This is a genomic window from Kineococcus sp. R86509, assembly GCF_042466365.1.
Lineage (GTDB): Bacteria > Actinomycetota > Actinomycetes > Actinomycetales > Kineococcaceae > Kineococcus.
Genome location: NZ_JAXHCE010000001.1, coordinates 4,673,529 through 4,694,060, shown reverse-complemented (window position 1 = coordinate 4,694,060; position 20,532 = coordinate 4,673,529). Strand labels below are relative to the sequence as shown.

Sequence of the window (20,532 nt, the reverse complement as noted above, 5' to 3'; positions counted from 1 at the left end):
CCGTCAGGAGCGCGCGGCGTGCTCCCTCGTGACCCGAAGAACTTTACCGTGCGACGACCTCGGGATCGGCCAGCCTCGCCGCAGCGGCGCGCGCGTCGGCCGGGGTCACCGCGGCCAGCGCCGCCGCCGCCATCGCCCGGCACGTCGCGGAGGTCGTGCGCGACAACGCGAACCGGACGGCGGGCACGGCCGCGGGAGCCATCGAGAGACTGGTGACGCCCAGACCGACGAGGACCAGCGCGAGCAGCGGATCGCGGGCCGCTTCGCCGCAGACACCAACGGGCGCCTGCGCCGCGGCCCCGGCCGCACCGGTGAGACCCACCAGCTGCAGCACCGCCGGCTGCCACGGGTCGAGCAGGTCGGCGAGATCGCCCTCGAGGCGGTCGGCGGCCATCGTGTACTGGGTGAGGTCGTTGGTCCCGATGCTCACGAAGTCCAGCCCCGCGGCGAGCAGGTGCGGGGCCCGCAGCGCAGCGGCCGGGACCTCGACCATCGCGCCGACCTCACGCAGACCCGCCGCGCGGGCCCGGTCGGCGAAACCGCGGGCCTCCTCGGGCGTGGCGACCACGGGCGCCATGACCCAGGGCTGGGTGCCGCTGATCTCGGCGGCTGCGGCCAGGGCCCGCAGCTGGGTGTCGAGCAGATCCGGGTGCCGGCGGGCGGTGCGCAGCCCCCGGACGCCGAGGGCCGGGTTCTCCTCGGCCGCGACCGCGACGAAGGCCAGCGGTGTGTCCGCCCCCGCGTCGAGGGTGCGCACGACGACCTTGCGGTCGCCGAACGCCTTGAGCACGCGGACGTAGACCTCGGTCTGCTCCTCCAGCGTCGGCGCGGAGTTCCGGTCCAGGAAGAGCACCTCGGTGCGGAACAACCCGACCCCTTCGACGTCCAGCGCGGCAGCGCGTTCGGCGTCGGCGAGGGTCCCGACGTTGGCCAGCAACTGCACGCCGACCCCGTCGGCCGTCCGGCCGGGCCCCCCGGCGGACGCGGCGAGTTCGGCACGCACCGCACGACGGGTCTCGATCGCGGACCGGAGTCCGGTGCCGGGATCGAGGGTGACGGAACCGGAGCGGGCGTCGACCGCCACGGCGCACCCGTCGGCGATCCGCAGCGCCCCCTCGACCCGGACGACGCAGGGGATGTCGAACTGGGCCGCGACGATCGCGGTGTGGCTGGTGGGGCCGCCGAGCTCGGTGACGATCCCGACGACCTGGGACAGGTCCAGCGCCGCGGTGTCGGCCGGGGCGAGGTCGCGGGCGATCACCACCGAGGGACCGGAGAGTTCCGGCACACCCGGCTCGGGCAGGCCCAGGACCCGGGCGACGACCCGATCGCGGACGTCGCGCAGGTCGGTGACCCGCTCGGCGAGGTGGGGGCCGCCGGCCGCGAGGATCTCGCAGAACGTCTCCACGGCCTCGTCGACGGCCGTCGCCGGACCGGTGCCGAGAGCCAGTCGGCGCTCGACCTCGGCCGGCAGACCGGGGTCCGCCGCCATCAGCGCGGTCGCCTGCAGGACGTCGGCGACGGTCCCGCCGGCCCGCTCCGCGCGGGCGCGCAGGGAGTTCGCGACGGCGTCGAACGCGGCGCGGACGTCCGCCCCGGCCGTCACCGGGTCCGCGGCCGCCGGTTCGTCGGCGGGCGGGCGGGCGGGGAGGGCGAGCACGACGGCCGTCCCCACCGCGGCCGACGAGCCGACGCCGACCCCGGACGACTCACGCATCGTGGTCGGTCTCCACGAGGCCCGCGAGGGTCTCCAAGGCCGCCTCCGCGCCGTCCCCCTGCGCCGTCAGGACGACCTCGTCGCCGTGCCGGGCACCCAACCCCATCACCCTGAGGATGCTGCGGGCGTCGACCGGGTCACCGGATCCGAGGGCGATGGTCACCGGCAGTCCGGTTGCCGCTGCGGCCCGGACGACGAGTGACGCCGGGCGGGCGTGCAGGCCGACGCGGGAGGCGACGACAGCGGTGCGGGTGGCGGTGGACACAGGGGTCACCGCGACGCCCTTCATCGTCCGTGCACCTCGTTCAGGACGGCCGCGGCGACGGCTTCGGCGTCAGGGGCCCTGAGGAGGGACTCGCGGAAGGAGACGTGCACGAGCTTGCGGGCCAGGGCGGTCAGGATCGTGAAGTGGTCGGCCTCGCCGGTCGTGGGCACGGCGACGAGGAACACCAGGTCGGCGGGGCCGTCGGGTGCGCCCCAGTCGACACCGTTCCCGTCCAGGATCCGCCCGATGGCCAGGCTGGGCACGGTGACGGCCTCGGAACGCGCGTGCGGCAGGCCGATGCCACCGGGGATCCCCGTCGCCATCTGCTCCTCGCGCGCGGCGACGTCGGCGAGGAACTGCTCGAGGTCGGTGAGGCGGCCGGCGGCGGCGAGGGTCTGCGCGAGCTGACGGGTCGCGTCGACGCGATCGGTCGCCCGGAGGTCGAGGAGGACGAGTTCCGGGGCGGTGAGGTCGGTCATCGCTGCAGGTCCTTCACGAGGGTCTCGGAGTCGGCCAGGACACGGACACCGGAGACGGCCGGGGACGGCACTGCCCGGGAGCACCTCGCGCGCTGCGTCGAGGAGGGCCTGGTGCCGCTGCGCGTCACGCGTCGATGCGACCACGGTCCAACCGTTCGGCGCCGGCGATGATGAAGTCCTTGCGGGGGGCGACGTCGTTGCCCATCAGCAGTTCGAAGACCTTGTCCGCCACGGCGCCGTCGTTGACCGTGACCCGGCGCAGGGTGCGGTGCTGGCGTTCCATCGTCGTCTCGGCGAGCTGGTCCTCGTCCATCTCCCCCAGGCCCTTGTAGCGCTGGGGTTCGCCGTAGTGGCGGTTGCGCCGGTTCAGGTCCGCGGTCACCTTGCGCAGCTCGGCGTCGGAGTAGGTGTAGATGATCTCCTTGCCCTTCTTGCCCGGCGTCGTCACCGCCAACCGGTGCAGGGGCGGCACCGCGGCGAAGACGCGGCCGGCCTCGATGAGCGGGCGCATGTAGCGGAAGAACAACGTCAGCAGCAGCGTGCGGATGTGCGCGCCGTCGACGTCGGCGTCCGTCATCAGGACGATCTTCCCGTAGCGCACGGCACTGAGGTCGAAGCTGCGCCCGGAGCCGCCGCCCACGACCTGGATGATCGAGGCGCACTCGGCGTTCTTCAGCATGTCCGTGACGGACGCCTTCTGGACGTTGAGGATCTTGCCGCGCAACGGCAGCAGGGCCTGGTACTCGGAGTTCCGGGCCCCCATGGCGGTGCCCAGCGCGGAGTCACCCTCCACCAGGAACAGTTCGGTGTTGGACACGTCGTCGGAGCGGCAGTCCTTGAGCTTGGCCGGCAGCGAGGAACTCTCCAGCGCGTTCTTGCGACGCTGGGTCTCCTTGTGCAGCCGCGCCGAGATGCGCGACTTCATCTCGGTGACGACCTTGTCGAGCACCGCGGTGGCCTGCGCCTTGTCGTCGCGCGTGGGCGAGGCGAAGACGGCGCCGAGTTCGTTCTCGATGACCTTGCGGACGATGGCCCGCACGGCGGCCGTCCCGAGGACCTCCTTGGTCTGACCCTCGAACTGCGGTTCGGCCAGGCGCACGGTGACGACGGCCGTCAGCCCGGCGAGGATGTCGTCCTTCTCGAGCTTCTCGTCCTTGCCGACCTTGAGCCGGCGGGCCTGGGCGTCGACCTGCTTCTTCACCGCCGCGAACAGGCCCTGTTCGAACCCGGCGAGGTGCGAACCGCCCTTGGGCGTCGAGATGATGTTGACGAAGGTGCGGATCGTGGGGTCGTACCCGGTGCCCCAGCGCAGCGCCACGTCGACGACGCAGTCGCGGGTGACCTCCTGGGGGCTCATGTGACCGGAGTCGTCGAGCACCGGCACCGTCTCGGTGAAGGTGTCCTCGCCCTGCAGGCGCCACACCGCGGTGACGGGGGCGTCGGGGGTCAGGTAGTCGGCGTACTCGCTGATCCCGCCGTCGTGCTGGAAGACCTCCTCGGTCGGCTCCCCCGAGCGCTCGTCGCGGACGACGATGCGCAGACCGGGGACGAGGAAGGACGTCTGGCGGGCCCGGGCGGCGAGGTCCTCGTAGGAGAACGCGGCCTCCCTGAGGAAGATCTGGCGGTCCGCCCAGTAGCGCACGCGGGTCCCGGTCACCCCGCGCTTGGCGCGTCCGGTGATCGCCAGTCCCTGTTCGGGGGTGAAGTCGGCGTCGGGGCCCTCGCCGGCGTAGCGACCGGGGGTGCCGCGCCGGAAGCTCGTCGCGTAGGTCTTGCCGCCGCGGTCGACCTCGACGTCGAGGCGGGAGGAGAGGGCGTTGACGACGCTGGCGCCGACCCCGTGCAGGCCCCCGGAGGCGGAGTAGGACCCGCCGCCGAACTTGCCGCCGGCGTGCAGGTGGGTGAAGACGACCTCGACCCCCGACAGCCCGGTGCGCTTCTCGGCGTCGACGGGGATGCCGCGGCCGTCGTCGTGGACCTCGACGGAACCGTCCTGGTGCAGGATCACGTCGATCAGCGAGCAGTGGCCACCCAGGGCCTCGTCGACGGAGTTGTCGATGATCTCCCACAGGCAGTGCATGAGGCCGCGGGAGTCGGTGGAACCGATGTACATGCCCGGACGCTTGCGGACCGCCTCGAGTCCTTCGAGGACGAGGAGGTTGGCCGCGGTGTACTTGTCGTCCGGTGCGGGGCTGGGCGGAGTCACCCAAGGAAGGGTACGGGTGTTCGAGCAGGTGACCGTGGCGCTACACGCCGCTCCCGGCCACCCGTTCGCCGGACCGGTGTGACGCACAACACCTCCGCTACGAGCGAACGGAATGCTCCAACGGCGTGGGAACGCGAGCGGCCTGCCGAAGGTTGGGGAAGAGTGTCCGGTGGGAGCAGCAGCTGCCCGCCAGCGTGCACGACCCGGAAGGAGTCGCGGAGTGACCACCGCTACCAGCACCACCCTCAGCAACGACCACATGACTGCCTCGGACCGGTGCGACCGGTGCGGTGCCCAGGCCTACGTGCGAGTCGTGCTCAACGCCGGTGGTGAGCTCCTCTTCTGCGCTCACCACGGCCGCGAGCACCGCGACGCGCTGCGTCAGGCCGGCGCCGACATCCACGACGAGTCGCAGAAGCTGGCGGCGACGACGTCGGCGTCCGCGGCTCCCGACGAGCGCTGACCCTGCTCCACGAGCTCCGACGAGCCCGGCATCACCGTGGGTGATGCCGGGCTCGTCGTCGTTGCGCTGACCATCGCGGTCGGCCTCGTGGGGATCGTGGTGCCCGTCCTGCCGGGCACCGTCCTCATCGCCCTCGGGCTGCTCGTCTGGGCCGTGACCACCGGTGGGCCGGCCTGGCTGTTCTTCGCCGGGGCCGCCGTCCTGCTCGCCGCGGGTCAGGTCGCGATGTACCTGCTGCCGGGCCGCCGGATGACCCGGGCGGGGGTCCGCAGGACCACACTGCTGCTCGGAGCCGTCCTCGGCATCGTCGGGTTCTTCGTGATCCCGGTCGTGGGGCTGCCGATCGGGTTCGTCCTCGGCGTGTTCCTCACCGAGCTCGCCCGAGCGGAGTCCGCCGGGGGCCGGGCCAGGACCGCGTGGGCGGCGACCGTGGTCGCCCTCAAGGGCGTGGGGCTCAGCGTCGCCCTCGAGGCCTCCGCGGGGCTGGCGGCGACCGTCCTCTGGGTCGTGGGCGCGCTCACCCTGCGCTGAGCCCGCCACGGGCGACAGGAACGACGAACGGCCCGGCAGGGGAACCCTGCCGGGCCGTTCGTCGTGGAGCCGGTCTCCTCAGTCGAGGTAGTCGCGCAGGACCTGCGAGCGCGACGGGTGACGCAGCTTCGACATCGTCTTGGACTCGATCTGACGGATGCGCTCACGCGTCACGCCGTAGACCTTGCCGATCTCGTCGAGCGTCTTCGGCTGACCGTCGGTCAGACCGAAGCGCATCGAGACCACGCCGGCCTCACGCTCGGACAGGGTGTCCAGCACCGAGTGGAGCTGTTCCTGCAGCAGCGTGAAGCTCACCGCGTCGGCCGGGACGACCGCTTCGGAGTCCTCGATGAGGTCACCGAACTCGGAGTCGCCGTCCTCGCCGAGCGGGGTGTGCAGCGAGATGGGCTCACGACCGTACTTCTGGACCTCGACGACCTTCTCCGGGGTCATGTCGAGCTCCTTGGCGAGCTCTTCCGGAGTGGGCTCGCGACCGAGGTCCTGCAGCATCTGCCGCTGGACGCGGGCGAGCTTGTTGATGACCTCGACCATGTGCACCGGGATGCGGATGGTGCGGGCCTGGTCGGCCATCGCGCGGGTGATGGCCTGACGGATCCACCACGTCGCGTACGTCGAGAACTTGTAGCCCTTGGTGTAGTCGAACTTCTCGACCGCACGGATCAGACCGAGGTTGCCCTCCTGGATGAGGTCCAGGAAGAGCATGCCGCGACCGGTGTAGCGCTTGGCCAACGAGACGACCAGGCGGAGGTTGGCCTCGAGGAGGTGGTTCTTGGCCCGACGGCCGTCCTCGCTGATCCACCACAGCTCACGCTTGAAGATGGAGTCGATGTCGTCGCCGGAGTGCAGCTTCTCCTCGGCGAAGAGACCGGCCTCGATGCGCTTGGCGAGCTCGACCTCCTGCTCGGCGTTGAGGAGGGCGACCTTGCCGATCTGCTTGAGGTAGTCCTTGACCGGGTCGGCGGTGGCGCCGGCGGTGGACACCTGCTGGGCAGGGGCGTCGTCGTCGTCGTCGTCGCGCAGGACGAAGCCACCGGCGGTCTTCTTGGCGCCGGTCTCCTCGGTGGTGTCCTCGGTCGCGGCGTCGTCCTCGTTGGCGAGGTCTTCTTCCTTGACCTCGTCGACCTCTTCGGTGGGCTCGTCACCCTTGCCGCCGGCCTTGGCCGCGGTCTTCGTCGCGGCCTTGGTCGCCGTCTTCGTCGCGGCCTTGGTGGCCGTCTTCTTGGCGGCGGGCTTCACGGCCGCTGGGGCATCGCCCTCCGCCGGCGCGACGGCACGCTTGGCAGCCGGGCGCGCGGTCTTGGTGGCCGTGGCCGTGGACGTCGTGCGGCGCGCCGAGGCGGCAGCGACCGCGCGCTTGGGCGCGGCCTCCGGAACCTTGACCGTCACACCGGCGTCGTCGAGGGCACGGAGGACGGCCTTCATGCGCTGCACGGGCAGCTGCGCGTCCTCGCACGCGACACGCACGGAGTGCGCATCCACGTAGCCGTGGGTGGTTCCGTGCTGCAGGAGCTCCTGGAAGGGAGCGGAAGCGAACTCTGGCGGGAGCGGCCGGGAGGTCGGTACCGACGACACGGACTGCCTTTCGTCGTGGGCGGAACGAGGCTGCGCGGGCAGCAGCCGACAACGTCAACACCGCGGGCGGAGTGCTTATGCCCACTGAGGACGACAAACCACGATTGTGGCACGAACCCGGTGGATCGCGCGCACGACACCGCCCGAACGGCGTGCGTGGCGTGGGCGCGACCCCTCCGGCGGGCTCAGTCCTCCGGCTTCACCGCGAGCACCGGACACGGCGCGTCGAGCAGGATCCGCTGGGCGCTGGCGCCGAGGATCAGCTTGCCGACGGGGGTCCGGCGACGGAGGCCGATGACGATGAGCGAGGCGCTCGTCTCCTCGGCCGCCGTGATGAGGTCGTCCGCGGGGTCCTCGGAGTCGGGGACGTCCCGCATCTCGTGGGCGAGCCCGGCGGCCACGAGCTTCTCCTGCACCGACGCGTGGACCCCGGCGAGCTGTTCGGCGTCCGCGGCGTCGACCTCACGCCCCGGTCGCCGGCTGTGCACGACCACCAGCGGGACCGCGTAGCGCAGCGCCGCCTCACCGGCTCGTTCCAGGGCTGCTCGGCCCTCCGGGTTGGCCACGTACCCGACGACGATCCCCATGCCGCACCTTCCAGACGCCGTTGATGGACGGCGTGACCGTACTACGCGCTCAGTCCCCGCACGGCGGGTGACCCACGAGCAGGAGCTGCAGGACCAGCCGGGCCAGCCGTTGCCCCGGGTCCCGGCGCAACGCCTCCTCGGCCGCGGCACCGGCCCGCACCCCGTCCCCGCCGTTCCAGGACGACCACGCGGCCACCGCCCACGCCCCGGCCGCCGCCGTTCCGCTCGCGTGCCGGGCGACGTCGACGGCGAGCGCCGCGGCCAGGGCGCTGCGCCGACCGTCGGACTCCTCGCGCAGGGCCGGCACGAGGAGGACCGCGTCACGGGTCGCGAGGTCGTCGAACCCCGCCAGCAGACGCCCGCAGAACTCCGGGGCGGGCAGTGCCGTGCTCGTGCCCGCGGCGCGCCGGTCGAGCTCGGCGTCCCACTCCTCCACCAGGGCACGGCGCCGGTCCGGGGTCCAGGGTCGCGTCGCGCCGCGTCGGGCGGCGGAGGCCACGGAGCGGCGTCCGGCCTCGACGGGGGTCGTGGGGGGCAGCGCGGCCGCACGGTCGGGGGCGACGCCCAGCCCGAGGCCGACGGCCTCGGCGACGACCCGGTCGACGTCCGCCGTGGACAGCGGGGTGCCCTCGCGGGGGCAGCAGGCGAGGTCGCAGGTCAGCGAGCGGAAGCGGTGGTCGGTGAGGACGACCACGTCGAGGACGTCACGGCCCCGGGCGCCGAGCAGGCGGGACACCGCGGCCAGGGTGGCGCCCGCGCGGGGGCCCGGGGTGAGGACGCCGGTGCGGGTGGCCTCGGGGTCGTAGCCGAGGACGAGGACCCGGGCCTCGGGTTCCGCCCGGTCGAGGAGGGCGCGCACGGCGCCGGCGGCGACGGCCGAGACGTCCGCGTCGTCGTCCGTGGGCGGCAGGTCCACCCGCAGGACGACCCCGAGCCGTTCGCGGGTGCTGCCGGGTCGGGGGGTCCTCACCTCCAGCAGCACCAGGCTGTCGGCGGGGCGGAACCCGAGGTGGAAGGGGACCAGGGCCAACAGCTGCGCGGGGCCGTCGGCGACCACGGTTCCGGGCTGCTGCGAGGGGGCGGGGGAGGACACGACCGAAGCCTCGACCAGGGGGCGACCGCGACTCCCCCACCCGTCCACAGGTCCGAGTAGGGGTCAGTCCCGGCTGGGGCTGTGTACAGCCGGACGTCCTCCGCGGGCGCGCCACGCGGCGTAGTCCTCCGTCGCCACGAGCACCGACCCGGCGACCCAGGCGGCGACGACACCATCGTCGAGCAGGCCCACGAGCGGCAACCAGGCCTCGGGCAACGCGTCGACCGGTGAGACGACGTAGACCAGCCCGAGCGCGGCCCAGGCCAGCCGGGAGCGTCCGGCTCCGGTGTAGCGGCCGCGCACGCTGTCGGCGACCATCGCGGGCAGCTGGGTGAGCCTGGTCCCCACACCGGGGGTGCCGGGACGGGTCCCGGAACGCAGGGTGCGCCACAGGACCGGCAGGGCGGCGGTGCGGACGGCCACGACTCAGTCGCCCTTGTGCGGTGGGAGGCCGTGCTCGGCGGCCTTGGCGATGCGCCGGAACATCACGGCGTCGACCCCGGCACCGACGGCGCCACCGACGACGGGCAGCGCGCGGGCGGGTACCCGCAGCAGCGTCTTGGTCCCGAAGCGCGCGATCAACCGGAAGCCCACGCCCTTGTTGACGAGCATCAGGACGGGTCGCGGGACGCGGGAGGTGACGAGCCCGGCGATGCGTCCACCGGTGGGCAGCCCGGCGGCCTTGAGCACGTCGGTCGCGTCGGCGCCGACGAGGGTCAGCAGGACGGCGGAACGGACCTGGGGCAGCGACGTGTCGTAACCGCGCAGTTCGGCGAGGGCGGCCACGGCCCGGACGGCGAGGACGTGGAAGCCGAAGACGTTGGCGGGCAGGGCCACCGGCATGGTCACGAGTCCGCCGAGACCGGTCACGAACCCGTTTCCGGCGATGAGACGGGTGTGCTGGCGCAGGACGGCGTGCACGGCCGACTCGGTGCTCGGGTGCCGCTCGAGCGCCGACCGCGCGACCTCCGCGGCGCTGTCGAAGGGGCCGAGGCCGTCGATGCCGACGGCGAGGAGGCGCTGGACGAGGTCGGCGGCACGTCCTTCGAGACCTCCCGGCGGCGGAGTGGCGGAGGTCTTCTGCACGTCGTGGCTCACGTCACGACGCTAGCCGCAAGAACGCCGCTCAGCGCGCGGGATCCTGCTCGCTGAGGAACGTGGACACCTCGGCGACGCCGTCCTCGACGTAGCGACGACGGGCCCAGGCACGGGGCAGGCGCTGGTCGGCACCGACCGGGGGCCGGTCCAGCTGCGGGAGGCGGGAGAGGTCGGCCCGGCGGCGCAGGGCGCGTCGGTCAAGGACGAAGGGGACGACGAACACGGCGAGGAGGCACATCTCCAGGAAGGTCGACATGCTGAGTACCTCGGCAGGACCGCGGGAGAACTTCAACTGGTTGGATCGCGGGGTGTCCGCCCCCCGTCCCGCCCGTCGCACCCGAGGTCCCCGACCCGAGGAGGGCGAGGCCCTGATCACCACGGGCACAGCGCGTCTGGAGCAGGACCGCGACGATCCCGACGGCTGGACGGTGCACGTCAACGGGGTCCCCAGCTCCTACGTCGACCTGGCCGACCCGACCCGGCTGGTCTTCGAGTACCACCAGTGGACGGCCGCCGTCATCGACGCCGTCCACGACGAGGGTCCGCTGCGGATGGTCCACCTCGGGGGGGCCGGCTGCGCCTTCCCGCGCTACGTCGCCGCGACGCGACCGGGGTCCCGTCAGCTGGTCCTGGAGGTCGACCAGCGGTTGGTGGACCTGGTGCGCGCCAGCTTCGGGGCCAGCGGAGCCGCCGGCTTCAAGCTCAAGGTGGCCGACGCCCGCGAGGGGCTGCGCGCCGTCCCGGACGGCACCCAGGACGTGGTGGTGCGCGACGCCTTCGCCGGCGACCGGGTGCCCGGCCACCTGGTCACCGCGGAGTTCCTGCGCGACGTGGACCGCGTGCTCGCCCCGGGCGGGGTGTGGATCGCGAACCTCGCCGACCGCCCGCCGATGCCGCACTCGCGGGCCGAGCTCGCGACGACGGGATCGGTCTTCGCGCACGTCGCGCTGATGGCCGAGCCCGGGGTGTTCCGGGGCCGCCGCTACGGCAACGCGCTGCTCGTCGCCTCGCAGTCCCCGTTGCCCGAGCGGGCCCTGGTCCGGGCGCTGTCGGGTGGCGTCGCCCCGGCCCGCCTCGTCGCGGGCGAGGACGCCCGGCACTTCTGCGCGGGGGCGGGCGTTGTGACCGACGACGCGATCTCGCCGAGCTCCCCGGAGGAACCCGACGCATGAGCACGACCCTGGCCCCGCCCGCCGACTCGCAGACCGGGGGTCTCACCGGGTTCGTCCTCGAGACCGTCGACACCCTGGGGGCCCCCGGCGTGGGGTTGATGAGCTTCCTGGAGGTGGTGTTCCCGCCGATCCCCAGCGAGGTCGTCCTGCCGCTGGCCGGCTACCAGGTCCAGCAGGGCCGCATCGGGCTGGTCGCCGTGGTGCTGTTCTCCGTCGGGGGCGCGTTCCTGGGGTCGCTCGTCCTCTACTGGCTGGGGAAGGTGGTCGGGCTGCAGCGCGCGGCCCGGATCGCCGACCGGATCCCGCTGATGGACGCCTCCGACGTCACCAAGTCCGCGGAGTGGTTCCACCGCCACGAGGGGGCGGCCGTCTTCACCGGTCGCTTCGTCCCCGGGGTGCGCAGCCTCATCTCGCTGCCGGCGGGGGCAGCGGGGATGGGGCTGCTGAAGTTCTCGCTGCTGACGGTGCTGGGCAGCGGGTTGTGGAACGGGCTGCTGATCGGCCTGGGCATGGCACTGGGGACGCAGTACGAACTCGTCGAGAGCTACGGCCACTACCTCGACTACGCCTTCTACGCCGCCATCGCGGCGGTCCTGGTGTGGGCCGTCGCCCGACGGGTGCGCAGCCGCCGGCGGGAACGCGTGGGCTGAGGGAAACCGGCGCTGTGCGTTCCTTGTGCCACAAGATCACGTGTGGGAGCGTCCAGCGCAGCGGCGGAGCAGGGTGCCCGCGCTGTGTCGAGGGGGTCGCCGGTGTCCCGGTTCTCGAAGGTCAGGAGGGCAGCCGTCCTGGCTGCGGCGAGCACCACGGTGCTCGTGGGAACGCTGGCGGTGGCACCCACCGCAGGGGCCGCCGGGCCCGGCTGGAACGTGACCGCGGTCGGCGGGAGCTCCTGGGAGGTGTCCCTGCGGCTGCCCGGACCGGTCCCGGTCCGGGCCGCCCAACCGGAACTGGCCGTGGACGGGGTCGTCCTCGGCGTCGCCCGCCAGGACCCCGACGGGCACACCCTGACGGTGCGGACGGCCGATGCCCGGGTCGCCCGGGCGGGTCGGGTCCAGCTGGCCTGGAACGGGATCGTCGCCGGCGAGGAGGCCCGCGCCCTGCGGCACGCGCCCGTGCCGGCGACCGAGGCGGAGACCCTGAGCGGTGAACTGCTGGGCGTCGACCCCGCGACGCGCGGGACGTTCGGCGTGCGCCGGGCGGACTACGACCTGGGTGACACGGCGGTGCGCCTGCCCGGTCTGGGCGGGCAGGCCGTGGAGGAACGGGCGGCGGTGTACCTGCCGGCCGGGGCACCGGGCCCGCGACCGGTGGTCGTCTTCCTCCATGGTCGTCACCAGGCCTGCTTCGGCGGCACCGACGAGGACGACTTCGGCGGCTGGCCGTGCGCGGGGTCCTCCCGCCCGGTCCCCAGTCACCTCGGCTACGGCGAGGCCGCGCAGGCGCTCGCCTCCCAGGGGTACGCGGTGGTCTCGATCTCCGCCGACGGGATCAACCAGCTGGACTGGCGCGCGGAGGACGGTGGCGCGCAGGCCCGCGGGGAGCTCGTGATGGCCCACCTGGACCTGCTGCGCACCTGGGCCCCGCTCAAGGGGCGCCTGGACCTGACGAACGTCGGCCTGATGGGTCACTCGCGGGGCGGTGAGGGTGTCGTGCGCGCGGCCCTGCTGAACGCCGAACGCCCGGCGCCGTACGGGATCAAGGCGGTGATGCCGCTGGCCCCGGTGGACTTCGCCCGCCAGACCCTGCCGGGCACCGCGATGGCCGTCGTGCTCCCCTACTGCGACGGTGACGTCTCGGACCAGCAGGGTCAGCACTTCTACGACGACAGCCGCTACGCCGCGGGCGACGACGTGTTGCGGTCCTCGCTGCTCGTCATGGGCGCGAACCACAACTTCTTCAACTCCGAGTGGACCCCGGGCCTCTCGCAGGCCCCGTCGAACGACGACTGGTACCTCGCCGACGACCCCGTCTGCGGTGAGAGCGCACCCTCACGCCTCTCCCCCGCCGAGCAGCGCGCGGTGGGTGCCGCCTACGTCTCGGGCTTCTTCCGCCTCACCCTCGGCCGCGAGCAGCAGTTCCTGCCCCTCTTCGACGGCACCGGCGGACGCGCGGGGTCGGCGGGGCGGGCCGTCGTGCACACCCAGGCCCAGCAACCCGCCTCGGTGCGGACCGACCTCGCGCCGTTGGAGTCGGCGTCGCGAGGCGTCTCGCTGCCCGCGGGCGCCGCGTACTGCGCGAGCGTCGGTGTCGCCGCGGCGGGGCAGCTCCCCCGGTGCGCCTCCGACCTGCGCCCGGTGAGTTCCTTCCCGCACTGGACCCCGGCCTGGCTCGCGCCGGACGTCCCCGCGACGCCGCTGCTGCGCGCACGCTGGAAGGCGGGTTCCAGCCCGCGACCGGTGACGGTCCAGGTACCGCGGGGAACGTCACCGCAGGTCGCCCAGGCCCTGACCTTCCGCGCGGCGACACCGCAGCCCGTGGCCACCGACCTCACCGTCACCGCCACCGACCGGGCCGGTCGCAGCGCCGGCGTCCGCGTGTCGCGGTTCAGCTCCGCACTGCGCCCGCTGCCGGCGCTGGCCGACCCGTGGGGCGAGGGGGCGGCGGTGGCCAAGACGTGGCTGCGCACGGTCCGACTGCCCCTGGACGCCTTCCCCGGCGTCGACGTGGGCGACCTCGCGACCGTGACGTTCACCCCGACGGGCAGGTCGACCGACGTGTACCTCTCCGACGTCGCCCTGGACCGCCCGGCGAGCGGGACGGGAACGGTGCCCGCGCTCCCCGCCGTCAGCATCGGCGACGCCGAGGTCTACGAGGACGACGGCACCCAGCAGGTGCGGATGCCGCTGGTGCTGTCGCGACGCTCCGCCGTCCCGGTGACCGTGGAGGTCGACACCGCAGCGGCCGCCCTCGACGGCCGCATCACCCCGACCTGGACCCACGTGACGATCCCCGCCGGTCGCCTCACGGGGTCCGTCGTGGTGCCGGTGGTCGGGGACGACGTGGTCAACGACGCCCAGGCCCGCCTCACGGTCACGCTGTCGGTGCCCCGGCACGCGGTCGTGGGCGACGGGTTCGGGACGCTGAGCGTCTACGACGACGACCTCTACGACTGATCCGCACGACCGGTTCGAACGACGAACGCCCCCTCCGGTCCGGAGGGGGCGTTCTGCGTGCACGGTGGGTCAGCCCTGCGACTCGGACCCGTCGCCGGACCAGTCCACGTGGAAGGCCCCGTCACGGTCGGTGCGCTTGTAGGTGTGGGCACCGAAGAGGTCGCGCAGACCCTGGATGAGGGCCGCGGAGGACCGCTCGCGACGCAGGCCGTCGTAGTAGGCCAGCGAGGAGGAGAACCCCGGCGCGGGGATGCCGGAGTTCACGGAGTGCACGACGACGCGGCGCCAGGCCTCCTGACCCTCCGACACGGCCTGCGCGAAGTAGGGGTCCAGCAGCAGCGACGGGAGTTCCGGCGCGTTGGCGTAGGCGTCCTTGATGCGGTCCAGGAACTTGGCGCGGATGATGCAGCCGCCACGCCAGATCGTCGCCATCGCCCCCGGGTCGACGTTCCAGCCGAACTCCTGGGAACCGGCGCGGATCATGTCGAAACCCTGCGCGTAGGCGACGACCTTCGACGCGTACAGCGCGGCGCGGACGTCGTCGATGAACGCCTCGGCGTCCCCGTCGGCGACGAACGGACCCTGCGACGCCGGGCCGGGCAGCACCGGCTGGGCGGCCTTGCGCTGCTCGGCGTGACCGGACAGCGCCCGGGCGAAGACGGCTTCGGCGATGCCGGAGACGGGGGTGCCGAGGTCGAGGGCGGTCTGCACCGTCCAGCGGCCGGTGCCCTTCTGCTCGGCCTCGTCGAGGATGACGTCGACGAGCGGGGTGCCCTCGCCCCCCGTTGTCGAGGTCGGGTCGTCCTTGTCGAGGACCCGGGCGGTGATCTCGATGAGGAAGCTCTCCAGGTCGCCCTCGTTCCAGGACGTGAACACCTGCGCGAGCTGCTTGGGCGTGCGACCCAGGCCGTGGCGCAACAGGTCGTAGGCCTCGGCGATGAGCTGCATGTCGGCGTACTCGATGCCGTTGTGCACCATCTTCACGAAGTGCCCGGCCCCGTCGGCGCCGACGTGGGTGGAGCACGGGGTCCCGTCGACGGAGACGGCGATGTCGGCGAAGATCGGGCCGAGCTTGGCGTAGGCGTGCTCGGAACCGCCGGGCATGATCGAGGGCCCGAGCAGCGCACCCTCCTCACCCCCGGAGACGCCGACCCCGGCGAAGTGGATGCCCTGCTCACGCAGCGCGGCCTCACGGCGGCGGGTGTCGGCGAAGTGGGCGTTGCCCGCGTCGACGAGGATGTCGCCCTCGGAGAGCAGCGGGGCGAGCTCGTCGATGACGGCGTCGGTCGGGCCGCCGGCCTTCACCATGATGATGATCGTGCGCGGCGACTCCAGGGAGTCCACGAACTCCTGCGCGGAGTAGCCGGGGACGAAGGTGCCCTCGTCGCCGAACTCCTCGACCAGGGCCTTCGTCTTGGCGTCGCTGCGGTTGTGCACGGCGGTCACGTAACCGTGCCGGGCGATGTTGCGAGCCAGGTTGCGGCCCATCGTCGCGAGACCGGTCACGCCGATCTGCGCCTTCTGCTTCTCTGCGGTCACCCTCGGAATCATGCCCTGCCCGACCCCTCGTGGGGAACGGCCCCCTTGCGCAGGGCGTCCCGCATGCGGGGCACCACGACCCCGTTGCGGGCCATCAGCGCCCGGGTCTGGCGCCGGCTGACGAGGATCCCGACGACCCCGACCGACCACAGCGGGAACTGGACGGCGAAGGCCACCTTGAACGCGCCGAGCGAGTACGTCGCCGGGGTCCCGGCGCCCTGGAGGTCGAGCAGGAGGCCGATCGCGGCGATGAAGACGATGGTCGCGGTGAAGCCCATCACGTTGGTCATGCCCGTCGCCCCGCCGAGGCGGTGCACGGGGTTGGAGGTGCGCGCGTAGTCGAAGCCGATCATCGACCCCGGTACCCCCGTCGCCACGACGACGACCATGACGGCGAGCACCCACAGCGGGGCCGGTCCCGGCCACAGCAGCACGACGCTCCAGACGACGAACTGGCCGCCGACGATCGCCAGCACGATCCAGGACCGCCGGAACGGGTGCCGGGCGACGAGGGTGCCCATCAGCGGCCCCGTCCCGGCCGCGCTCACGGTGTAGAGCGTCAGCAGGGCGCCCGCCGCGCCGGTGCCGAGTCCCTGGCCGGAGACGAGGAAGGGGTAACCCCAGAGGGCGGCGAAGGCGTTGCCGGAGAACGGGGTCGCCCAGTGCGACCAGAGCCCGAGCCGGGTCCCGGGGTGGCGCAGCGCGGCCCGGAGGTCACCCAGCACCTCGCGCAGGGGTTTCGCCGCGCGGGGGTTCACCGTCCCCGGTGGGACGTCGCGCAGGACGAGCACGCAGAGGACCGCGGTGAGGACGGTGAACGCGGCGATCCCCCCGTAGGCGGCGGTCCAGCCCGGGCCGTGCAGCAGCGCGACGAGCGGGACGAAGCTGAACACCTGGCCCAGCTGACCGAACAACCCGACCAGCTGGGTCATCACGGGGACCCGCTGCGGCGGGAACCAGTTCGTCACCACGCGGAGCACGCTGACGAACGTCGCGGCGTCGCCGGCCCCGACGAGGACGCGGGCCAGCACGGCCTGCCAGGTCTGGGTGCTCAGCGCCAGGAGGAGCTGTCCCCCGCCCATCGCGATCCCGCCGGCGATCACGAGCCGGCGCGGACCCCAGCGGTCGATGAGGACACCGATCGGGACCTGCAGGACGGCGTAGACGAGGAACTGCAGCACGGCGAAGCTGGACAGCGTCCCGGCGCCGATCCCGTAGCGCGCCTGCGCCTCCAGGCCGGCGGCGGCCAGCGAGGTGCGGTTCCCGACGGTGACGACGTAGGCCAGCGCGCCGACCGCGAAGACGAGCCAGGCGCCCCGGACGGTGGGTTCCCGCCGGGTCACCGGCGCACCGCCCGGAGCCGATCGCCGGCCCGGCGGACGTGGTCGCGCACCAGGTGCAGCCACGCGTCGACGTCGTCGCCGAGCAGGCTCGCGCGCAGCGCCTCGTGGTCGGCCAGGGCCGTCGCGACGCGGTCCCCCGAGCCGTGGAGGTTCGCGACCCCCATCCGCATCTGCCGGTCCCGCAGGGAGTCGTAGAGGGCGGAGAGCACCTCGTTGCCGGCGCTGCGGACGACGGTGGCGTGGAAGGCGCGGTCGGCGGCGGTGAAGGCCCAGGGGTCCCCGACGGCGGCACGCATGTCCTGCAGGTGCGGGACGAGGTCGGCGGCGAGGTCGGCGCGCCGTGCCCAGGCTCGGGCAGCGGTGTGGACCTCGACGAGTTCGCGCGCCTCGAGGACGTCCTCGACCTCGGCCGGGGACACCGGTACGACCAGGGCGCCGCGCTTGGGGATGAGGTGCACGAGGCCCTCGGCCTGCAGTTGCAGGAGCCCTTCGCGGACGGGGGTGCGGGAGACGCCGACGAGGTCGGCGATCTCGCCCTCGGTGAGCAGCTGCCCGCCGGCCAGGGACCGGTCGAGGATCCCGTGCTTGACCTGCGCGTAGACCCGCGAGCTCGCTGTATCCATGATGTATCTATGCTAGCGGAGCGCAGATCCTGCCACCCGCAGGTCGGCCACCAGTGCCGCGTACGCCGCGTCCCGCTCCGCCTCGGGGGTCCGCAGCACCGCCGAGGGGTGGATCGTGCCCAGGAACGTCTTCTCCCCGCGGGAGGTCGGCAGCGTGAAGAGCGTGCCGCGGTGCTTGGTGACCCGGAAGTCCTTGGGCAGCAGCGCCTTCGCGGCGGTCGCACCGAGGCAGACGACGACGTCGGGATCGACCTGGACGAGTTCGGCCGCCAGCCACGGCCGGCAGGCGGTGATGTGCCCCACGTCGGGGCTGGCGTGGATGCGACGGGTTCCGGGCGCGGTCTGGGTGAAGCGGAAGTGCTTGACCGCGTTCGTCACGTACGTCGTGGCGAGGTCGATGCCCGCCTCGGCGACCGCCTTCTGCAGCAGTCGACCGGCCGGACCGACGAACGGGATGCCGCGCTGGTCTTCCTGGTCGCCGGGCTGCTCCCCGACGAGGGCGAGCCGCGCGGTTGGCGACCCCGCCGAGAACACGACCTGCGTCGCGGGCTCCCACAGCTCGCAGCCGTGGCAGCTCGTCGCCGCCTCGCGCAGCTGCTCGACGTCGGCGCCCTCGGGCACCCACTCCTGCGCGCCGGGGCGCTCGACCTTGGTCACCATGCCGTTGTCCTGACCTCTCGCGTCGGTGGTGCTCGCCACTGGCGTGCCTGCGTGACCACCCTCGACCCCTTCGCGGCTCGCCGCCCGGCGACGAGGTCGGACGAGGCGGTCACCGGGAGGGCGCCGTCGCCCCGTCGGGGAGGTCGTTGAGGACGGAGAGGGTCGCGCTCGCCCGCCGGACCGCGCTGCCCGCGCTCGGGTGGGCCGGGAGGACGTCGTCGAGGAAGCCGTAGCGACGCACGAGCTGCGACGTCGCCGAGGTGCGCGGTCCCCGGCGCAGGTGCGACCACCAGTCGGCGATGTCACCCCAGCCCGGGGCGGAGAGCGAGCCGCCGAACTGCTGCACCGAGAGCCCGGCGCACAGGTTCGCGAAGGACAACCGCTGGTCCAGGGACCACCCCCCGAGCGTCGCCGTGAGGAAACCCGCCCCGAAGACGTCCCCGGCCCCGGTGGCGTCGAGGGCCTCCATGGGCAGACCGGGGACCTGCACGCTCTCGCCGCTGACCTGGTCGACGGCGACGGCACCGTCGGCCCCGCAGGTGACGACGGCCACCGGGACCAGTTCGGCGAGCGCCGCGACGGCCGCCGCCGCGGAGTCGGCCCGGGTGTAGCGCATGGCCTCGACGTGGTTGGGCAGGAACGCGTGGCAGTGCTCCAGACCGCCCAGCACGTCGGGGTTCCACTGGGTGGAGGAGTCCCAGCCGACGTCGGCGAAGACCAGCGAACCCTGCGCCTGCGCGCGCAGCACCCACGGCTGCGGGACCGCCGCCAGGTGCACGAGCGCGGCGCGCGAGACGGGCACCGCGGCGGGTTCGTCGACGGGTGCGGGGTGCTCGTGGGTGACCATCGCCCGGTCCCCGCCGTAGGCCAGCGAGACCGTCAGCGGCGAGTGCCAGTCCGCCACCCGGTAGGACGTCGAGAGGTCGATCCCCTCCTGCTCGCCGAGGGTCTGCCAGCAGAACTGGCCGTAGGCGTCGGTGCTGAACGCCGCCGACAGCGACGTCGACAACCCCAGCCGGGACGCCGCGACCGCCATGTTGGCGATCCCGCCCGGGCACGAGCCCATCCCCGAGGTCCAGACCTCGGTGCCCAACCGGGGTTCGGAGTCCAGGCCCGTCAGCACGATGTCCAGGAACACCGTGCCGCGGACGTGGACGTCGAAGGGCGTCTCCTGCTGCGTCAGCATCCCCCGATGCTGTCAGCTGGGTCAGACCGCGAGGTAGCCCCCGTCGACGGGGATCGTGTGGCCGGTGACCCAGGCGGCGTCGTCGCTGGCGAGGAAGGCGACGACGGTGGCGACGTCGCGGGCCTCGGGCATGCCGGGCTTGGGGTTCATGGCCTCCATGCGCGCTTTCATCGCGACCGGGTCGGGGGCGGTCTCGATGAACTTCTCGACCAGCGGGGTCTTCACGGTGGTCGGCGCGACGGCGTTGACGCGGATGTTGTGCGCGGCGTACTCGATCGCGGCCGACCTGGTCAGCGCCACGACCCCGCCCTTGGTGAAGGTGTAGGGGGAGATGTTGATCTGCCCACCGAGGCCCGCGGTGGAGGCGGTGTTGACGATGGCGCCGCCACCGGTCTTCAGCATGGCGGCGATGGTGTGCTTGAGGGTCCAGAACACCCCGTCACCGTTGATGCCGGAGACGAGGTTCCAGTTGGCGTCGTCCATCTCGTGCAGGGGCTGCTGCTTCCCGGCGATCCCCGCGTTGTTGAACACGACGTCGATGCGGCCGTAGTGCGCGACGGCGGCGACGACGGCCGCCTCGACGGAGGCGCTGCTGCTGGTGTCGGTCCCCACGGCGAGGGCGTCGGGGAGGTCGGCGGCGGCCTTCCGGGCGGCGTCCTCGGCGATGTCGGCCAGGACGACCTTGGCGCCCTCCTCGGCGAGCAGCTGCGCGACGGCGAGCCCGAGACCGGACGCGCCTCCGGTGATGAAGGCGACCTTGTCGGTGAACCTCATGGGTGTTCCTCTCCTTCGAGCGTGCAGGTCGGTGAACCCTCGAACTCTATTCGACAGGTGTCGATCTCCGTGCGAGAGGTGCACCGC

The 20,532-nt window shown here is 73.1% G+C and carries 21 protein-coding genes; 5 read left to right on the top strand and 16 right to left on the bottom strand.

Features of this window, described 5'->3' with window-relative positions; translation table 11 throughout:
* Window positions 1–43: 43 nt before the first annotated feature.
* The 4 genes from SJY07_RS22905 to SJY07_RS22890 all read right to left on the bottom strand — a co-directional run bounded on the left by SJY07_RS22905 (window position 44) and on the right by SJY07_RS22890 (window position 4,667).
* Window positions 44–1,717, bottom strand: a complete 1,674-nt coding sequence (locus SJY07_RS22905; protein WP_328291928.1) for a putative PEP-binding protein — start codon at window positions 1,715–1,717, stop codon at window positions 44–46.
* Window positions 1,710–1,982 (bottom strand): HPr family phosphocarrier protein, encoded by a 273-nt coding sequence (locus SJY07_RS22900; RefSeq protein ID WP_380162486.1) that lies wholly within the window; start codon window positions 1,980–1,982, stop codon window positions 1,710–1,712. Before SJY07_RS22900 ends, SJY07_RS22905 begins: the two co-directional genes overlap by 8 nt.
* A gap of 20 nt (window positions 1,983–2,002) precedes the next feature.
* A complete protein-coding gene (locus SJY07_RS22895) occupies window positions 2,003–2,461 on the bottom strand; it encodes a PTS sugar transporter subunit IIA (RefSeq protein WP_328291930.1) in 459 nt (152 codons plus the stop codon).
* Window positions 2,462–2,585: 124 nt separating this feature from the next.
* Window positions 2,586–4,667, bottom strand: coding sequence for a DNA topoisomerase IV subunit B (locus SJY07_RS22890; RefSeq protein WP_328291931.1), 2,082 nt, complete (start codon window positions 4,665–4,667; stop codon window positions 2,586–2,588).
* Between the two features lie 259 nt (window positions 4,668–4,926).
* Between SJY07_RS22890 and SJY07_RS22885 the strand changes: the two genes are divergently transcribed.
* Together SJY07_RS22885 and SJY07_RS22880 are read left to right on the top strand one after the other, a co-directional pair.
* Window positions 4,927–5,130 (top strand): hypothetical protein, encoded by a 204-nt coding sequence (locus SJY07_RS22885; RefSeq protein WP_380162484.1) that lies wholly within the window; start codon window positions 4,927–4,929, stop codon window positions 5,128–5,130.
* A gap of 36 nt (window positions 5,131–5,166) precedes the next feature.
* Complete coding sequence (locus SJY07_RS22880; RefSeq protein WP_380161666.1) at window positions 5,167–5,661, top strand: DUF456 domain-containing protein; 495 nt, start codon at window positions 5,167–5,169, stop codon at window positions 5,659–5,661.
* Window positions 5,662–5,739: 78 nt separating this feature from the next.
* Here the strand turns inward: SJY07_RS22880 and SJY07_RS22875 are convergent, their stop codons facing one another.
* The 6 genes from SJY07_RS22875 to SJY07_RS22850 form a co-directional block, all read right to left on the bottom strand.
* A complete protein-coding gene (locus SJY07_RS22875) occupies window positions 5,740–7,254 on the bottom strand; it encodes an RNA polymerase sigma factor (protein ID WP_380161665.1) in 1,515 nt (504 codons plus the stop codon).
* A gap of 185 nt (window positions 7,255–7,439) precedes the next feature.
* A complete protein-coding gene (locus SJY07_RS22870) occupies window positions 7,440–7,841 on the bottom strand; it encodes a universal stress protein (RefSeq protein ID WP_380161664.1) in 402 nt (133 codons plus the stop codon).
* A 49-nt stretch (window positions 7,842–7,890) separates the two neighbouring features.
* A complete protein-coding gene (locus tag SJY07_RS22865) occupies window positions 7,891–8,934 on the bottom strand; it encodes a DUF4192 domain-containing protein (protein ID WP_380161663.1) in 1,044 nt (347 codons plus the stop codon).
* A 63-nt stretch (window positions 8,935–8,997) separates the two neighbouring features.
* Window positions 8,998–9,357, bottom strand: coding sequence for a YkvA family protein (locus tag SJY07_RS22860; RefSeq protein ID WP_380161662.1), 360 nt, complete (start codon window positions 9,355–9,357; stop codon window positions 8,998–9,000).
* Between the two features lie 3 nt (window positions 9,358–9,360).
* Window positions 9,361–10,032 (bottom strand): EcsC family protein, encoded by a 672-nt coding sequence (locus SJY07_RS22855; RefSeq protein WP_328291938.1) that lies wholly within the window; start codon window positions 10,030–10,032, stop codon window positions 9,361–9,363.
* 28 nt (window positions 10,033–10,060) lie between these two features.
* Entirely contained in the window at window positions 10,061–10,288 is a 228-nt protein-coding gene (locus SJY07_RS22850) for a hypothetical protein (protein WP_380161661.1), read from the bottom strand.
* On the opposite strand from SJY07_RS22850, the gene SJY07_RS22845 reads away from it, so the two are divergent.
* From SJY07_RS22845 to SJY07_RS22835, 3 genes are all read left to right on the top strand, one after another.
* Entirely contained in the window at window positions 10,287–11,204 is a 918-nt protein-coding gene (locus SJY07_RS22845; protein WP_328291940.1) for a fused MFS/spermidine synthase, read from the top strand. The genes SJY07_RS22850 and SJY07_RS22845 overlap by 2 nt on opposite strands.
* Window positions 11,201–11,854, top strand: coding sequence for a DedA family protein (locus SJY07_RS22840; protein WP_328291941.1), 654 nt, complete (start codon window positions 11,201–11,203; stop codon window positions 11,852–11,854). Before SJY07_RS22845 ends, SJY07_RS22840 begins: the two co-directional genes overlap by 4 nt.
* Window positions 11,855–11,956: 102 nt before the next feature.
* A complete protein-coding gene (locus tag SJY07_RS22835) occupies window positions 11,957–14,320 on the top strand; it encodes a hypothetical protein (protein ID WP_380161660.1) in 2,364 nt (787 codons plus the stop codon).
* A gap of 69 nt (window positions 14,321–14,389) precedes the next feature.
* Here SJY07_RS22835 and gndA read toward each other — a convergent pair whose 3' ends face one another.
* The 6 genes from gndA to SJY07_RS22805 all read right to left on the bottom strand — a co-directional run bounded on the left by gndA (window position 14,390) and on the right by SJY07_RS22805 (window position 20,445).
* Complete coding sequence (gene gndA, locus SJY07_RS22830; RefSeq protein WP_380162482.1) at window positions 14,390–15,808, bottom strand: NADP-dependent phosphogluconate dehydrogenase; 1,419 nt, start codon at window positions 15,806–15,808, stop codon at window positions 14,390–14,392.
* A gap of 59 nt (window positions 15,809–15,867) precedes the next feature.
* Window positions 15,868–17,202, bottom strand: a complete 1,335-nt coding sequence (locus tag SJY07_RS22825) for a nitrate/nitrite transporter (protein WP_380161659.1) — start codon at window positions 17,200–17,202, stop codon at window positions 15,868–15,870.
* The gene (locus SJY07_RS22820; RefSeq protein WP_328291945.1) at window positions 17,199–17,825 is read right to left on the bottom strand and encodes a GntR family transcriptional regulator; all 627 of its coding nucleotides are present in this window, start codon (window positions 17,823–17,825) and stop codon (window positions 17,199–17,201) included. Before SJY07_RS22820 ends, SJY07_RS22825 begins: the two co-directional genes overlap by 4 nt.
* Window positions 17,826–17,837: 12 nt before the next feature.
* Complete coding sequence (locus tag SJY07_RS22815; RefSeq protein WP_380161658.1) at window positions 17,838–18,485, bottom strand: UdgX family uracil-DNA binding protein; 648 nt, start codon at window positions 18,483–18,485, stop codon at window positions 17,838–17,840.
* A gap of 109 nt (window positions 18,486–18,594) precedes the next feature.
* Window positions 18,595–19,671, bottom strand: coding sequence for a PfkB family carbohydrate kinase (locus SJY07_RS22810; RefSeq protein ID WP_328291947.1), 1,077 nt, complete (start codon window positions 19,669–19,671; stop codon window positions 18,595–18,597).
* Between the two features lie 21 nt (window positions 19,672–19,692).
* The gene (locus SJY07_RS22805; RefSeq protein WP_380161657.1) at window positions 19,693–20,445 is read right to left on the bottom strand and encodes an SDR family NAD(P)-dependent oxidoreductase; all 753 of its coding nucleotides are present in this window, start codon (window positions 20,443–20,445) and stop codon (window positions 19,693–19,695) included.
* Window positions 20,446–20,532 lie beyond the last annotated feature (87 nt).

Coding starts and splice junctions, on each gene's coding strand:
- SJY07_RS22820 (WP_328291945.1), bottom strand. CDS start 17,825: ATGGATACAGCGAGCTCGCGGGTCTACGCGCAGGTCAAGCACGGGATC.
- SJY07_RS22815 (WP_380161658.1), bottom strand. CDS start 18,485: ATGGTGACCAAGGTCGAGCGCCCCGGCGCGCAGGAGTGGGTGCCCGAG.
- SJY07_RS22885 (WP_380162484.1), top strand. CDS start 4,927: ATGACTGCCTCGGACCGGTGCGACCGGTGCGGTGCCCAGGCCTACGTG.
- SJY07_RS22850 (WP_380161661.1), bottom strand. CDS start 10,288: ATGTCGACCTTCCTGGAGATGTGCCTCCTCGCCGTGTTCGTCGTCCCC.
- SJY07_RS22845 (WP_328291940.1), top strand. CDS start 10,287: ATGCTGAGTACCTCGGCAGGACCGCGGGAGAACTTCAACTGGTTGGAT.
- SJY07_RS22870 (WP_380161664.1), bottom strand. CDS start 7,841: ATGGGGATCGTCGTCGGGTACGTGGCCAACCCGGAGGGCCGAGCAGCC.
- SJY07_RS22810 (WP_328291947.1), bottom strand. CDS start 19,671: ATGCTGACGCAGCAGGAGACGCCCTTCGACGTCCACGTCCGCGGCACG.
- gndA (WP_380162482.1), bottom strand. CDS start 15,808: ATGGGCCGCAACCTGGCTCGCAACATCGCCCGGCACGGTTACGTGACC.
- SJY07_RS22905 (WP_328291928.1), bottom strand. CDS start 1,717: ATGCGTGAGTCGTCCGGGGTCGGCGTCGGCTCGTCGGCCGCGGTGGGG.
- SJY07_RS22840 (WP_328291941.1), top strand. CDS start 11,201: ATGAGCACGACCCTGGCCCCGCCCGCCGACTCGCAGACCGGGGGTCTC.
- SJY07_RS22805 (WP_380161657.1), bottom strand. CDS start 20,445: ATGAGGTTCACCGACAAGGTCGCCTTCATCACCGGAGGCGCGTCCGGT.
- SJY07_RS22895 (WP_328291930.1), bottom strand. CDS start 2,461: ATGACCGACCTCACCGCCCCGGAACTCGTCCTCCTCGACCTCCGGGCG.